General features: G+C 49.0%; 10 protein-coding genes, 1 tRNA gene and 3 pseudogenes. 6 read left to right on the top strand and 8 right to left on the bottom strand.

From position 1 onward, the window contains the following. Positions 1–4 precede the first annotated feature (4 nt). Positions 5–765, bottom strand: a pseudogene (locus CGZ65_RS02690) (sulfite exporter TauE/SafE family protein). A gap of 249 nt (positions 766–1,014) precedes the next feature. Here CGZ65_RS02690 and CGZ65_RS02685 point away from each other — a divergent pair. After that, positions 1,015–1,509 carry a TIGR00645 family protein gene (locus CGZ65_RS02685; protein ID WP_232507493.1) on the top strand — a complete coding sequence of 165 codons (495 nt, stop codon included), beginning with the start codon at positions 1,015–1,017 and terminating at the stop codon, positions 1,507–1,509. Between the two features lie 43 nt (positions 1,510–1,552). On the opposite strand, the gene CGZ65_RS02680 is transcribed toward CGZ65_RS02685, so the two are convergent. Then, a complete protein-coding gene (locus CGZ65_RS02680) occupies positions 1,553–2,437 on the bottom strand; it encodes a LysR family transcriptional regulator (RefSeq protein WP_096294719.1) in 885 nt (294 codons plus the stop codon). Positions 2,438–2,566: 129 nt separating this feature from the next. On the opposite strand from CGZ65_RS02680, the gene CGZ65_RS02675 reads away from it, so the two are divergent. Then, entirely contained in the window at positions 2,567–2,797 is a 231-nt protein-coding gene (locus tag CGZ65_RS02675; protein ID WP_096294718.1) for a tautomerase family protein, read from the top strand. Between the two features lie 71 nt (positions 2,798–2,868). Continuing rightward, positions 2,869–3,738 carry an alpha/beta fold hydrolase gene (locus CGZ65_RS02670; protein WP_096296074.1) on the top strand — a complete coding sequence of 290 codons (870 nt, stop codon included), beginning with the start codon at positions 2,869–2,871 and terminating at the stop codon, positions 3,736–3,738. 253 nt (positions 3,739–3,991) lie between these two features. Here CGZ65_RS02670 and CGZ65_RS02665 read toward each other — a convergent pair whose 3' ends face one another. From CGZ65_RS02665 to ubiD, 5 genes and pseudogenes are all read right to left on the bottom strand, one after another. Next, entirely contained in the window at positions 3,992–4,507 is a 516-nt protein-coding gene (locus CGZ65_RS02665) for a PqiC family protein (RefSeq protein ID WP_096294717.1), read from the bottom strand. Beyond that, positions 4,507–6,176, bottom strand: a pseudogene (pqiB, locus tag CGZ65_RS02660) (intermembrane transport protein PqiB). Before pqiB ends, CGZ65_RS02665 begins: the two are co-directional and overlap by 1 nt. Further along, positions 6,166–7,458, bottom strand: a complete 1,293-nt coding sequence (locus CGZ65_RS02655; protein WP_096294716.1) for a paraquat-inducible protein A — start codon at positions 7,456–7,458, stop codon at positions 6,166–6,168. The pseudogene pqiB and the gene CGZ65_RS02655 overlap by 11 nt, the downstream one beginning before the upstream one ends. A 272-nt stretch (positions 7,459–7,730) precedes the next feature. Next, a pseudogene (locus CGZ65_RS02650) lies at positions 7,731–9,187 on the bottom strand (DASS family sodium-coupled anion symporter). 230 nt (positions 9,188–9,417) lie between these two features. Next, positions 9,418–10,896: a 4-hydroxy-3-polyprenylbenzoate decarboxylase gene (gene ubiD, locus CGZ65_RS02645; RefSeq protein ID WP_096294715.1), complete on the bottom strand. Its 1,479-nt coding sequence runs from the start codon at positions 10,894–10,896 to the stop codon at positions 9,418–9,420. A gap of 207 nt (positions 10,897–11,103) precedes the next feature. Between ubiD and CGZ65_RS02640 the strand changes: the two genes are divergently transcribed. After that, positions 11,104–11,179, top strand: a tRNA-Ile gene (locus tag CGZ65_RS02640). A gap of 284 nt (positions 11,180–11,463) precedes the next feature. On the opposite strand, the gene CGZ65_RS02635 is transcribed toward CGZ65_RS02640, so the two are convergent. Then, positions 11,464–12,426, bottom strand: coding sequence for a calcium/sodium antiporter (locus CGZ65_RS02635; RefSeq protein WP_096294714.1), 963 nt, complete (start codon positions 12,424–12,426; stop codon positions 11,464–11,466). Positions 12,427–12,745: 319 nt separating this feature from the next. Between CGZ65_RS02635 and CGZ65_RS02630 the strand changes: the two genes are divergently transcribed. Then, positions 12,746–14,083, top strand: a complete 1,338-nt coding sequence (locus CGZ65_RS02630; RefSeq protein ID WP_096294713.1) for a sodium-dependent transporter — start codon at positions 12,746–12,748, stop codon at positions 14,081–14,083. Between the two features lie 425 nt (positions 14,084–14,508). Continuing rightward, on the top strand, positions 14,509–15,105 hold the full coding sequence (locus tag CGZ65_RS02625; protein WP_232507492.1) for a cysteine hydrolase family protein: 597 nt from the start codon (positions 14,509–14,511) through the stop codon (positions 15,103–15,105). Positions 15,106–15,259 lie beyond the last annotated feature (154 nt).

Below are 15,259 nucleotides of genomic sequence, written 5' to 3'. Positions count from 1 at the left end.
TTGTTTACACCCGCAAATCCCAAGCAAACTTACCGATGATCAACACCAGCAAACACATAAAACCGTAGCGCAGAAACTTGGTGCCGCCGCGTATCGCCAACCGTGCACCGATGATGCCGCCGCACAAATTCGCTACGGCCAACGGAACCGCCCATGCCTACACCACATGGCCATGCGGCACGAAAAAAGTTAAAGCGGCAAAATTGGTGGTGGTATTGATGACCTTGCCCGAAGCGTTGGCGGTAAGAAAATCATAGCCGTAAAAACGCACGAAAATAAACGCCAGCAGGCTGCCTGTGCCCGGCCCGAAAATGCCGTCGTAAAAGCCGATTAATGCGCCGAAAAACAAGCCCCACAAGGTTTCTTTTCGCGTGAGTTTGGCGGTACGCTGGATTTGGCCTAAGTCTTTCTTTAAAAAAGTATAAGACACATCACAATCATGATGACCAGCATAATCGGCTTCATGTATTGGGTCGGGAAAAACGCCACTGATTTGGCGCCCAGATACGAAGCGATAAACGCCAACACCGCCGCCGGCAGCAGCATTTTCCACGGCACGGGAATTTTGCGCACATATTGCCAGGTCGCGGTGACCGTACCGGAAAACGACGCCACTTTGCCCACGCCCAACACGGTCGGCACCGGCGTGCCCGGCAGGATATTAAACAGCCCGGGGATTTGCAGCAAACCGCCGCCGCCCACTGCCGCATCCATCAATCCGGCCAAAAAACCGATAATAATCAAAAAGTAAAACGTTGTTTCCATCAATAGGTAATCTGAATAAAATTTTTGAATATTTTAATGAAATCGGCTTTCTCCGTCTATACTGCATGCCGTCTGAAAACTTCAGACGGCCTCGGTTACCTATTGATTAAGAGATTGGATTTCCAGCAAAAATTCATTTAAAATACGCGCCTTTGATTATTTTATACTATCCAACATGACCGAACATACACACGAACCACACACCCGCCATCGCACCAGCCCTACCGGCCTCAGCCACAACGCAACTTCTTGGGCAGCCTGATTTTCGCCAGCCGCTGGCTGCAACTGCCGATTTATTTGGGCTTGGCGGTGGTGCAAGCCATTTACGCCTATAAATTCCTGAAATTGCTGTGGCATTTGGTGGTCAACCTCAACCAAATGGACGACAACACCATCATGCTGACGATTCTCAACCTGATCGACGTGGTGATGATTGCCAATCTGTTGGTAATGGTGTTAATTGGCGGCTACGAAACCTTTGTTTCACGCCTGCGCGTTGACGATCACCCCGACCAGCCCGAATGGCTCAGCCATGTGAACGCTTCGGTATTGAAAGTGAAGCTGTCGATGTCGATTATCAGCATTTCATCGATTCATTTGCTGCAAACCTTCATCAATGCCGCCAACCTCACCGAAAAACAAATGATGTGGCAATTCATCATCCACATGGGCTTCTTAGTGTCCGCCGTCGCCATGGCGTGGACTGATAAAATTGTGTACAGCACCTCACACAAACACCATTGATTTTTCTACATAAAAGACCGTCTGAAATTTCAGACGGCCTTTTTTATTGTGCCGCAAAACATTGCGATAAAGTTTCCAGCACTACACGGATTTTGGCCGATTGACCGCGGTAGGCGGTGACGGCGTAAATCGTGCGCACCGGCAACGGATGGTGTGGCAATACCTGCACCAAACTGCCGTCTGCAATATAAGGCGCAACATCGCCCGCCAACAACACCGCCAAGCCCAAACCGACTCGTACCAACTCGCGGGCGGTGACGGAATGGTTCAGGCAATCGGTGCGGTTTGGCGGCAATACTTTAGGCAAACCGAGCTGTTTTAAGGTATCGAGCAACACCGAATCCTGAAAATTCAGCCAATGCGCCTGCGATAAATCTTGCGGAGTGGCAATCGGGTGGTGACTTAAATAATCTGGCGATGCGCAAATCATAGTCGGCCAATGCGCCAAAGGACGGGCAATCAGGCGGTCATCGTCCGGCTCAGGCACGGCACGGATGGCAATATCAGGGCTGTAGTCGGCATGTAAATCGCTCAGGCGGTTGTCTTCGATAAGTATCAGGCGGATGGACGGATAATGCTCGCGCAATAATGCAATCGTTTGGCGGATGACGGGCGTTTGCACATAACCGTCGGGCAGCGTGATGCGCACGTCACCTGCCGGCTCGGCACGCAGATTCTGCATGGCCTGTTCGGTTTGCGCCGCCAAATCGGCCAGCCGCTGCGCATACTGCCACAAAATCCTTCCCTCTTCCGTCGGCGCAAGACTGCGGGTGGTGCGGTTTAACAATTTGATTTGGTAATGTTTTTCCAACTTTTGAATATGCTGGCTGACCGCGCTGGCGGTCATGTTCAGATGCTGCGCTGCGGCATTCATGCTGCCGTGTTTGAGTACGGCGTTGAAAATGGCGATGAGTTTCAGGTGCTCCATTATTAAGAAAATCTTAAAACTGTTTATCTTATCTTGCTGATTATCAAGTAATTCAGCTTAATTTACAATACAGTTATCGAGTCAGGCAGCCAACAGGCCGTCTGAAAACCATTTTTGAAGGAACCCATCATGCCGCATATTGCCATTAAATGTTATCCAAAAGGTTTGAACAAGCAGCAACTGCAATCATTTGCCGACGATTTGACCGCCTTTATCAGCGAACGTTTGAACACGCCCGATGAGTGGATTACCATTGATTATCAGGAATTGTCCGAAAGCGATTGGAAAGAGCAAGTGTATGATGCGGAAGTGAAACCGAATGGCGGCCGCTTCCTGCGCAAACCGCATTATCAGTTTTAATCTATCAGGCCGTCTGAAAAAACAGCATTTTCAGACGGCCTATTATGCTTGATATGAATCTGGGAATGATCATGAAAACCTTCACCACCTTACTGATGGCCGCCCTATTCGCCACCGCCGCCCATGCCGAGCCTTTGCGCTACTTCGGCCAAACCGAGCAAAGCTACCAAAGCAGCACCGACTACGGCAACACCACCACCTCCGGCCGCTACGCCGTTTCAGACGGTAGCAAGATTTATTACGAAGTGTACGGTCAAGGCAAACCGGTTGTTGTGTTGCACGGCGGCATGGTCGGCTCTACCGCCGAAATGAGCGAATTTATCGACCGCTTGCGTCCACAACGCCAAGTCATCGCCATCAGCACCCGCGGTCACGGCAAATCGGAAAGCAACAAAGTGCTGCCAACCTACGCGCAAAAAGCCAAAGACACCGCCACCGTGTTGCGTCAACTGGGCATCAGCCAAGCTGACTTTTTAGGCTTCAGCGACGGTGCCTACACCGCGCTGCAGTTTGCGGCAGACTATCCGACGCAGAGCGGCAAAATCATCGCCATCGGTGCCGGTGAATGGAAACGCGGTTTCATTCAAGGCGGCACCAAAGAACGTGCGCCGTTTGCCATCTTGCAAAAACTAGACCCTGCCTACTGGGCGCAACAGCAAACCATCCGCCCAAATCCGCAACGAACCGCGCAATGGGTGGCGCAACAAAACGCGGCTTATAACCAAGCCGAATTTGGCGCGGAAACATTTAGCCGCGTGCAGTCACCAGTATTGCTGGTAGTGGGCGAAGACGATCAAAACGCTCCGCTGGATACCGTTATCGCCGCCTATAAAATGCTGCCGAACGCTGATTTGGCGGTAATTCCGAATACGCCGCACCCGACTTTTGCCGTCAATTTTCCGGCAGTTTGGGCTTCGGTTGAGCCGTTTTTGAATCGGTAACTTTTATGGTAAAGGGCAGAGACCTTTGTAAAACCTCATTAACCATTCATAAAAACCAAAAAAGCCGTGATTCCTGCGCAGGCGGGAATCCATCTTAAAATTTCAGAAACTTATTTTATTCAATAGTTTGCTGTATTCAAAAATGGATTCCCGTCTGCGCAGGAATCACGGCTGTTTTTGTGCAATGGCTTTTCAATGAGTTTTACAAAGGTTCAGGCCGTCTGAAAAACATATCTTCAGACGGCCTGTATTTTTAATAAGCCATTAATTCAGCAGCGCGGTTCAAACCGGTTTCTAAAGAATCGACCATGGCTGCATAGCCGTCGCCCTGCTGCGGCGTTTTGACATGGAAAGGCTTGCTTTGCCCGTTCGGCCATAGTGCGTAGCCGCTGACCACGGTTTGGCCTTGGTAGCTGCCGTTGAACGCTTCGACATACACTTTCAACACTTGTCTGCTTTGGCTGCGGCCGGAAGGGATAAAGGTGTATTGGCGGTTTAAGCGGTTGAGTTTGTTGCTCAAGCTGTTGGCCAACGCGCTATCAAGCGGGCTTACCCACAAATGGTTTTTGGCAAAATTCAGGTGATGCGCATCGGTCTGATACACTAGCCCGCCTTGATTCAGCGGCTCGGCTAAATATACCTTTACCGCCACCTCGCCGCCTTGGTGCGGCTGAATGTATTGGCTGTCGGGCAGCACGAAATATCGGGTGCTTTGCGGTGTGCTGCAGGCGGCGAGCAACACGGCGCAGGTTAAAGCTAAAAGGCGCATTATCGGCTTCCTTTCGGGATCGGATCTTTAGTATTGCTATTAAAAATCAACGCATTCGGTTTTTCTCTCAACGTGTTGATCACCGGCTGTGCGTCTTTCAGCGTCTTATCAATGCTCTGTAAGGTGTTTTGCACCTCACCGTAAATCGGCGATTGAGGCGACACGCCTTGCAGGGTTTGACGCAATTCTTTCAAGGTTTGGTTGATTTCCTTCGGAATATTCTGCGTTTGCGATTTGCCGACCAATTTATCCACCGAATTCAAAGTGGTGGTGGCGGATTGCAAAGTGGTTTTCAGTTCGGCTAACGATGTATTCAGGTTGCCAACGGTTTGCTCCAGCGGCAACTTGTTGAATTTTTCCAACAGATTCGACAATTGTGCCTGCAAATCGTCAAAGCCGCCGCCGCGCGTGGCAATCACGGTATCGCCGCCGTACACGGTATGCGGTTTCAACTTCGGCAAGGAAGACGGTTCGTCGGTCAGCTCGACCAATTTGCTGCCGGTAATCAGATTATTGCTGGCGATGGTAGCGGTGAGGCCGCGGTTTAAGGCTGTCTGAAGTTGCTGCTGCCAATACGCTTTGCTCTGCATATCGGCATTCATTTCCAAACGCGACGGCTCCAGGCGGATGCGTACGGGAATCCAGCCGTTGGCAAACAGTTGCAGGCTGTCGTTACGGGCGAAATACGGCAAATCCGACACCACGCCGATGTTGATGCCTTTGTATTCCACCGGCGCACCTACGCTTAAACCGCGCACGGATTGTTTGAAAAAGGCGGTGTAGTAAAGCGAGCGGTCGTCCGGCAGGTTTTCTACTTCGCTGCGACTGTCGTAAAGCGTGAAGGTGTCTTCATTGTTGACAGATTGGGTATCATCGGTTTTCGGCGAACTAAATGCAATCGCGCCTGACAGCAAAGCCGGCAGTGGCGCGGAATTTACTTGGATGCCGCTGCCTGATGTTTGGATGTTGATGCCGCTTTCCAACCAAAAACGGCTTTCGGTATTAATCAGCTTGTCATTCGGGCTTTGGATGAAGATGGTGTAATGCACGGTTTGGTCGTCGGGGTAGAAGCGCGCGCTTTCCACCTGCCCGACCATGAAGTTTTCATACAAAACCGGGCTGCTGACATTTAAAATCTTGTCATTCGATCCGACCAATTTCAGACGCAGGCCGCGTTGTCCGATAGCGGCAATCGGCGGAATATCCAATACTTTAAACACCGATTCTTCTTCCGCGCCGATACCGGGGTAAAGGCGATGTATGAGCCGGAAAGCAGTGTACCCAAGCCGGTTACGCCACTTTGGTCGATGCGCGGTTTCACTACCCAAAATTGAGTGTCTTTACGGATTAAATCTTGCGCATCGGCGCTTAATTGCGCAGTGGCTTCAACACCTTTGCGGTCGTCACGCAATTTGATTTTGGTGATGCGGCCGACATCAACGTTCAACACTTTAATTACGGTATTGTTGACTTCAATGCCATCGGCGCTGTCGAGCAGCAGCGTGATGGTCGGGCCGGTATTGCGGATTTGTTTCATCAGCAACCAACCGCCCGCAATCAGGGCAATCAGCGGAATCAGCCAAACCACCGAAGTAAACACGTTGGTTTTCTTAATGCGTGCCGGTGGTGGTGGTAAATCATTGTCAGGTTGGTTTAGATTATCGTTCATGTTCATTATGGCCGTCTGAAACTTTGTCCCAAATCAGGCGCGGATCGAAAAAATAAGCGGAAAGCATGGTAAGCAACACTACCAAGCAGAAATACACAACGGCTTCACCCGGCACCACTCGTGCCATATTGGTGTGAAATGCACTCATCAAAATAATAATGACAAAAATATCAATCATCGACCAGCGGCCGACGGCTTCGGTAATCCGATACATCACCGACATCCAAGGCACAGCAAGTGGCGGTTTGAAATAGGCAGATGCAATCAACACCGCCATCGTCACAATCTTCAACACCGGTACCAAGATACTGGCGCTGAAAATGATCACCGCAATCAGTTTGTCTCCGTCGTGCCACATATAAATGATGCCGCTCAAGATGGTGTTGATTTCCAGCGCGGTCGGGTTGGACGAAATCATAATCGGCAGCAAATTGGCCGGAACATAGAAAATCGCCGCCGCAACCAAAAAACACAGCGAAATGCGCAAACTATACGGCCTGCGGCGGTATAAATCCGCACCGCACACACCACAAATCTGCTCGCGGGCATCACGGAAATACAGACAACGGCTGCAGCAAATCTTGTCATCCGACGCCGTCTGAACGGCATTATGGCCTAAAATACGGTGAATTTTATAATACACCCAATGCTGCGGAATCGATACCGATGTGCGAATCAACATCACCGCCAACACCAGCATCAGGTAAAAAGCCGGGCCGAACGTGACTTCAGATACCGACGACAATTTAATATAAGCCACCAAGGTAGAAACAAAAAACACATCGACCATAATCCAATGGCGCAAGCGAACCAACACCCGTGTGCAGAAAAACAGCGCCGGCAGCATTTTTTCCATCACCAAGGCCGAATAGACGTATACGCACATCAGTAAAAACAGCAACGGTGTACCGAAGGTCAGAATAAACATCACTTCGGCCAAAAAACCGAATTCCTGCAACACCAACAGCCGCATCATTTCCGGCAAGGTCAAAATCGACAGCACGCCAATCATCTCAATTTTTATAAACAGCATAGTGTAAACAAAAGCCATTAAAATCAGCGATGTGGTTGCATAAGCCAACGGCGCGATGTAGGGATTTTTTTCGACCTGCACCAACTCATGATTGCACGTCGGGCAGTGCGCTTCCTGCCCCTGCTGCAGACACGGAATGTCGGTGCGGCAGCCGCAATCAGGACAATCCACCGAGTGCGCCGGTAAGGTGGCATCGTTGCGGAACGATTTAAAACGCCACCAGCGTCGGTAGGTCGGAAACAGTTTCATGAAATCGGATGCGGAATAAAAACTTTATCAAGGTCGGCATTATATAGCAAAAACAAGCCGATAGCAGCGAAACATTGTAAAAGGCCGAGACCTTTGCAAAATCCTGGATTTGAGTTCGGTTCAAAGTTGCAGCAGCACAAAAAGCGAAGACATATCATAAAGATAGCCAAGCTTTCGAGCAGCGCACAACGAAGAAATGTGCCCAAATAGGGATTGTGCAAAGGTCTCAGGTCCGAACAATCATATTCAGACGGCCTCAATAGCCAATCATCTTACCAATAGCCCAACAGTTTCCACCAAATGCCGCCAATTACCACAAACACCAGCAGATTGACCACACTCATGATAAAACCGACTTTCCACCATTCACCCAACGTCGAATAGCCCGAGCCGAAAATAATCGGCGCGGTACCGGTGGCGTAATGGGTTAAGGTCATCATAATATTGGACGCAGCAGCCATCAATAAGGCAAACAGCATCGGCGGCGCGCCCAAGGCGATACCTGCGGCGTAGAAGGCGCCGAACATGGCGGTAATGTGGGCGGTGGTACTGGCAAACATATAGTGCGCGTATAAATAAGCCAGCAAAAGCAAGGCACATGCCCCATCCAGCCCATGCCGGTGCTGGCGATGCCGCTTTCCAACAAGCCTGAAAACCAGGTCACCACACCGAGCTTGTTCAAAAATGTAGCCATCATCACCAATGCGGCAAACCAAGTGATGGTGTCCCACGCGCTTTTTTCTTTCAGGATGTCGTCCCACGTCAATACACCCGAGAGCAACAGCAGTGACAAGCCGATAAAGGCGGTGGTTGTCGCGTCAACGGCATACGCTTTGCCCAACAGTAATGCAGGAATGCCTGCCCACAGAAACAGCAAAATCCCGAAAACACCCAGCATAATCCATTCACCACGGCTCATCGGTCCCTGCTCTTTCAAGCGGTCTTTGGCAAACTGCATGGCATTGGGCGTTTCTTTTATTTTCGGCGGCGCAATGAAATACAGCACGGCCGGCATCAAAATCATGGCAATCAAACCCGGCACAAACATCGCCAACGCCCATGTACCCCAGCTAAGCTCGATATCGCTGTTGGTTGCTTTAGCCACCAATTCCACCACCAGCGGGTTCGGTGCGGTAGCCGTGATAAACATGGCCGACGTAATCGGATTACTGTGGTAATTAACCAGCGACAGATATTTACCCATGCGGTTTTGCGTGCCTTTTTCCGGATCGGAATCGTAGCTTGAGGCAATCGCCTTCATTACCGGATGGATAATGCCGCCCCCACGCGCGGTATTGCTCGGTGTTACCGGAGCCAGCAGCAATTCGGATAAAGCCAAGCTGTAGCCGATGCCTAAAGTTTTTTTACCCCACACGGCGATAAACAGATAACCGATGCGCGCACCCAAGCCCGTTTTCAGAATACCGCGCGAAATCATAATCGCCACACCAATCAGCCAGATCAGCGAGCTGGAAAAGCTTGAAAGCGCATCTTTAATCGCACCCGAAGGCGTGTCGTTGGTCACGCCGGTAAGCGCCACCAAAGTAATGGCAATCATCGCAATCGCACCAATCGGCATAGCTTTTCCGATAATCGCCGCCACCACACCGACAAACATCGCCAACAGATGCCAGCCGTCCGGTGTTACACCTTCAGGCACGGGAATCACAAACCAAATCAATAAAGCCAACGCCACCGCAACCGCAGTAGAAATCGGCTTAAAGCCTATTTTCTTGTCCATCGTTAAGCTCCTGTATGCGTAAAATCAGGATTAAATATTTATTAGTAACAGTATAATTCCAACCTTCTACCCTCTAACTTTGATGTATCACAATAAATGTCAGATTATTTTAATGTAAATATTCTTATTTAGAAAACTCTTGATTTTGAGCAAAACAAGCGGACAAAAACAAAAAGGCCGTCTGAAAAACATTTTTCAAACAGCCTTCCAATACTATTTTACAAGCCCAAATCTTTCCACATGGCATCGACCTTGGCCACGGTAGCGGGATCTTTTTCAATCACTCGCCCCCATTCCCGGTCAGTTTCGGCCGGCCATTTATTGGTGGCATCCAAGCCCATTTTGCCGCCCAAGCCGCTGACGGGACTGGCAAAATCAAGGTAATCAATCGGCGTGTTTTCCACCAAAACGGTATCGCGCACCGGGTCCATGCGTGTGGTGACCGCCCAGATGACTTCTTTCCAGTCACGCACATCCACATCTTCATCAACCACAATGATAAATTTGGTGTACATAAACTGGCGAAGGAAACTCCAGCACCCCATCATCACGCGTTTGGCGTGTCCGGCGTATTGCTTCTTCATCGACACCACCGCCATGCGGTAAGAGCAGCCTTCCGGCGGCAGATAGAAATCGACAATCTCGGGAAACTGTTTCTGCAAAAGCGGGACGAACACTTCATTCAGTGCCATACCCAGCACGGCAGGCTCATCAGGCGGTTTGCCGGTGTAGGTGGAATGGTAAATCGGGTCTTTGCGCATGGTGATACGCTCGACGGTAAACACGGGGAACCAATCCTGCTCGTTGTAATAGCCGGTGTGGTCGCCGTAAGGGCCTTCCAGCGCGGTTTCATTCGGATGAATCACGCCTTCCAACACGATTTCAGCCCGTGCCGGCACCTGCAAGTCATTACCGATACATTTCACCAATTCGGTACGCGAACCGCGCAGCAAACCGGCAAACTGGTATTCGCTCAAGGTATCCGGCACCGGCGTCACCGCACCCAAAATGGTGGCCGGATCACAGCCCAGCACCACAGACACCTGATACGGTGCATCGGGATTCTGTTTACGGAATTCCTGATAATCCAGCGCACCGCCACGATGCGACAGCCACCGCATAATCAACTTGTTTTTGCCGATTAATTGTTGGCGGTAAATGCCGAGATTTTGGCGTTTTTTATTCGGCCCGCGGGTCACGGTCAAACCCCACGTGACCAAAGGTGCGATGTCTTCCGGCCAGCAGTGCTGAATCGGCAGCTCATACAAATCGACCGCCTCGCCTTCCAATACGATTTCTTGGCAAGGCGCATTTTTCACCACGTTCGGCGCCATACTCCAAATATCTTTCAACAAAGGCAGTTTGGAAAACGCATCTTTAATACCTTTTGGCGGCTCGGGTTCTTTTAAATAAGCCAGCGTTTGGCCGATTTCGCGCAATTTCGACACGCTGCCTTCGCCCATCCCCATCGCTACACGCTCGGGCGTGCCGAATAAGTTTGCCAACACCGGATAGCCGTAGCGCGTGCCATCGGCGCGAACCGGATTTTCAAACAAGAGCGCCGGCCCTTCCGCGCGCAACACGCGGTCAGCAATCTCGGTCATTTCCAACTCCGGCGACACCGGCGTGGAAATCCGCTTGAGTTTGCCTTGCGCTTCAAGCTGCGCGATAAAATCTCGTAAGTCTTTGTATTTCATCTTTACTCTCTTTCAGCCCAATGTTTTTCAGACGGCCTTTCCATTAAGCTTTGCCGAAACAATTGGCCTGAATTATAACGCGTTTTGACAAATTGAGCGGCGTTGAAACCATATAACCTTCCATCACTCGAGATTTGCCGAATATTCCGTTATGACGCAATCTTGCGAAGCCGTTAAATTATGATACAATACGCCCCTGCTTCTGACGGGTCTGTAGCTCAGGGGTTAGAGCAGGGGACTCATAATCCCTTGGTCGTGGGTTCGAAACCCACCGGACCCACCAAATTGAAAACCGGATATGTCGATTGGCATATCCGGTTTTGTTTTCAGACGGACTGATTCGTTTTTCTACTTTGTCATCAATATACTCTCAACTAAACAGTTGCTATAGATTTTCAATGGCCGCAATTTGATGAATAGCATATTATAGAGTAACAAAAATTGCTCATATGCTTTTGCTTGCACAGCAATAATGCCGTCTGAAAAATCCCAATCTTTCAAGCCTAAAAACAAAAAGAACAGGATTCTCCCTGCTCTTTTTTATTCCTTATATATAGAATATATAGATTAAAAACTAGTGCTAATCAAATAACCCGTATAAGCTGCATACGAACCCAGCAAAATCAGACCTTTCAGACGGCCTATTTGACCTGCGCGGCCTTTACCCAAGCAGAAGACAAACAGCAACACGGTCAAGCCCGACATGATGGCGACATCGCGGGTAAGAATTTCCGGTGCCACTTCCATCGGGTGGATCACGGAAGCCAAACCCACTACGGCTAAGGTATTGAATAAGTTGGAACCGACCACGTTACCAATAGCAATGTCGTGTTCGCCTTTACGCGCGGCGGCAATAGAAGAAGCCAACTCCGGCAATGATGTACCAACGGCAACTACGGTCAAACCGATAATCAAGTCACTGACACCCATGCTTTGTGCCACGGTAACGGCTCCCCATACCAGCAGACGCGAACTCAAAACCAATATTAACAAGCCGACAACCAACCAAAACAAACCTTTTTTCAATGGCATTTTGCTGTTTTCCAATTCATCGGAAAGGTCTTCCACGATGTTGTCGGCACCTTTCAGGTTGGTTTTCACTGTCCATCCCATATAGCCGGGCAACACCAGCAGCAATACCACGCCGTCCATCAGGCTCAAATAACCGTCAAACAATTGGAACGCGGCTAAGGCGGTAATCACCAGCAATACTGGCAGTTCGGTTTTAACGATTTGTTTTTGCACCATAATCGGGCTGATAAGGGCAGTGACACCCAAAATCAAAGCAATGTTGGTGATATTGGAACCATAGGCGTTGCCCAAGGCAATACCCGGGCTGCCGTCTAAGGCCGACATCACGGAAACGACCATTTCCGGTGCCGATGTACCGAAACCGACAATGACCATACCGATTAACAGCGGGGACATGCCGAAATGGCGGGCGGTAGCAGCCGCACCGTCAATAAAGCGGTCGGCGCTCCAGACCAGCAAAACGAGACCGATAATAATAGCTATGATAGCGTAAATCATTATTTTCCTTGTGTTTAGGTGTGTTTTGAAAGGAGGCTATTGTAGCAGCTTTCCCAAGCTTTCCAAGACGGCACTGAGACCTGTTTGAAAAATTGATACGCCAAGATGATATTCCAGTTTCAGACGGCATAATATTTCTATTTTCAACTATTTTCTTCTTGTTAATTCTTCTCTTTTAAAAAATTTTGATGGTTTCCACCCTATACTATCTGTTATTCGCATCTTGTATGCTTAATCACTAACTCGCGCCTTCAACCGCTGCAATCTGCATAACAGCTTTGTTACAATCAACCATTATTTTTTACATTTCGATACATTTATGAATACTCCTGCTTCTTGGTCATCCAAACTGGGCTTTATCCTTTCCGCTGCCGGTTCGGCGATTGGTTTGGGCGCGATTTGGAAATTCCCTTACACCGCCGGCACCAATGGCGGTGCCGTGTTCTTTTTATTGTTTTTGCTGTTTACCATCTTAGTTGCCTTGCCGGTGCAATTGGCTGAGTTTTATATCGGCCGTACTAGCGGTAAAAACGCAGTCGATGCGTTCAAAACGCTGGCGCCCGGTTCGCAATGGCCGTGGGTAGGGCGCATGGGTGTGGCGGCGTGTTTCGTGCTGCTGTCGTTTTACAGTGTTGTCGGCGGTTGGGTGCTGAACTACGTGGTGCACGCGTTTAGCGGCCAGATTCATCCTAATGCCGATTTCGAGACTTTGTTCGGGGCCACCATCGCCACCCCTTGGAGCGTATTATTTTATCAGGGCTTATTTATGCTGTTGACGATTTGGGTAGTAAAAGGCGGCATTTCAGGCGGCATTGAAAAAGCCAACCGCTATCTGATGCCTGCTTTGTTTGTGTTGTTTATCGTATTGGCCATCCGTTCGATGACCCTGCCCAATGCAATGCAAGGCGTATCGTTTTTACTTAAGCCCGATTGGTCTTACTTCACACCGCAAACTATGCTGATGGCGTTGGGTCAGGCATTTTTCGCACTGAGCATCGGCGTATCGACCATGATTACTTATGCATCTTACCTGAGCAAAAAGCAGGATTTGTTCCGCTCGGGCAACAGCATCATGTGGATGAACTTATTGGTATCGATACTGGCGGGTTTGGTCATTTTTCCGGCAGTGTTTGCGTTTGGCTTTGAACCGTCACAAGGCCCGGGCCTAATCTTTATCGTATTGCCTGCGGTATTTATGAAAATTCCGTTCGGCACCATACTTTTTGCCGTGTTTATGCTGCTGGTGGTATTTGCCACGCTCACTTCGGCATTCTCTATGTTGGAAACCGTGATTGCCGCCACTATCCGCCAAGACGAAAGCAAACGACAAAGCCGCACTTGGCTAATCGGCGTAGCGATTTTCATCGTCGGTATTCCTTCAGCCTTATCGTTTGGCGTATTGGACGAATTTAAAGTATTCGGCAAAACCGTTTTTGATTTATGGGATTACATGATTTCCGCCATCATCATGCCGATTGGTGCGTTGAGCGTGGCCATTTTTACCGGCTGGGTACGCAACAAACAATCAGTTTTGGCAAACATCAGCGAAGGCAGCACCATACCCCAAACCGTGATTCATTTGTGGCTCAACACGCTGCGTTTCCTGGCTCCGATTGCCATTCTTATAGTCTTCATCAATACATTGAGCTGGATTTAAGCAGCCGCCCCCTTTTTAAGTCCTCAACAGGTAAAAGGCCGTCTGAAAACATTGCTTTCAGACGGCCTTTTTGTCTCATTTTGTTATTTTTTCAGCATAAAAATATTCTGTCTTCATTAAAACAAACCGCGGCCATTTTGATTGCAATAGATTGATTTATTTGGCATAAATTCTATTTCAAAAGCTCAATTCATTCCATCCTTCAATACTCACTAAATATATTATTTCAATCTACTAAATATTTTCTAGCAATATTACGCTTATCCTGATATTATACCGTCTATCAAGTATTAGCCGATTATCCGATTTTAAAACCACTTATCCAAACTTGATTATTGATGACGGGCAACCCGATGACAACATTAGGAGAAATATCATGACGACTATTGCTATCGATAATCCAGCCGCAATATCGTTTTTCCTGCATGGCAGCAAACGAAAACCGTTTTCTGCACCATCCGGAATACATCGTGGACGAATTAAACCGCCAAGCGCGTTTTGCCGATAAGCGCGTTTTGATTGAAAATGTCGGCTCGACCGCCGGTGTATTTTGTCAAGAATGCATAGAAGCCCCGCTTAATCGCAGCGGCTTAGTATTCAGCCAAAACCGAGACAACTGCCGTCGCAATCATCTGTTCACCGGTTTGCCCAGCCCTGCCGATTACGACCATGTGATCGAGACCGACGGCGATTACCGTCACGGGGTATGCTTTCACGATACCAGTGAATTGGTCAGCACAGGCTTATTGGAATGGTTGCGCAAAAACAGCGCTGATACCGTGATTATCGGCGGCTTGGCCACCGAAGATGCGGTAACCCATACCGCACAACAATTAAGATACTACAGCCACCGCTTACACGTCATCGTGAATTTAAGTGCAGGCTGCGGCTATACGCCGGAAACCACCCTCAAAGCCATCCGCGATTTGCGCGAGCAAGGTATTACTGTAGCCACACATTCTGCAGAAATTCCGTGTTTAACGGAATCCCTTTCTTTGAACGCCTTATTAAAAGTGTCGTAGTCTCTTGCTAACACTCCCAGCTGCAAGAGTTTTCAGGCCGTCTGTTTCAGACGGCCTCTTTTTTCCATTATCTCTTAAAACTATTTCCACCGAAACGGTTTATCCGCTTAGTCAAAATATTAACCGCTAAAATATTACAAACTGAAACATAACT

Source organism: Neisseria weixii, assembly GCF_002327085.1.
GTDB classification, from domain to species: Bacteria; Pseudomonadota; Gammaproteobacteria; order Burkholderiales; family Neisseriaceae; genus Neisseria; species Neisseria weixii.
This window is presented reverse-complemented; position numbering and strand designations above follow the sequence as displayed.

Coding starts and splice junctions, on each gene's coding strand:
- CGZ65_RS02630 (WP_096294713.1), top strand. CDS start 12,746: ATGAATACTCCTGCTTCTTGGTCATCCAAACTGGGCTTTATCCTTTCC.
- CGZ65_RS02670 (WP_096296074.1), top strand. CDS start 2,869: ATGAAAACCTTCACCACCTTACTGATGGCCGCCCTATTCGCCACCGCC.
- CGZ65_RS02655 (WP_096294716.1), bottom strand. CDS start 7,458: ATGAAACTGTTTCCGACCTACCGACGCTGGTGGCGTTTTAAATCGTTC.
- CGZ65_RS02675 (WP_096294718.1), top strand. CDS start 2,567: ATGCCGCATATTGCCATTAAATGTTATCCAAAAGGTTTGAACAAGCAG.
- CGZ65_RS02625 (WP_232507492.1), top strand. CDS start 14,509: ATGGCAGCAAACGAAAACCGTTTTCTGCACCATCCGGAATACATCGTG.
- CGZ65_RS02680 (WP_096294719.1), bottom strand. CDS start 2,437: ATGGAGCACCTGAAACTCATCGCCATTTTCAACGCCGTACTCAAACAC.
- CGZ65_RS02635 (WP_096294714.1), bottom strand. CDS start 12,426: ATGATTTACGCTATCATAGCTATTATTATCGGTCTCGTTTTGCTGGTC.
- CGZ65_RS02665 (WP_096294717.1), bottom strand. CDS start 4,507: ATGCGCCTTTTAGCTTTAACCTGCGCCGTGTTGCTCGCCGCCTGCAGC.
- ubiD (WP_096294715.1), bottom strand. CDS start 10,896: ATGAAATACAAAGACTTACGAGATTTTATCGCGCAGCTTGAAGCGCAA.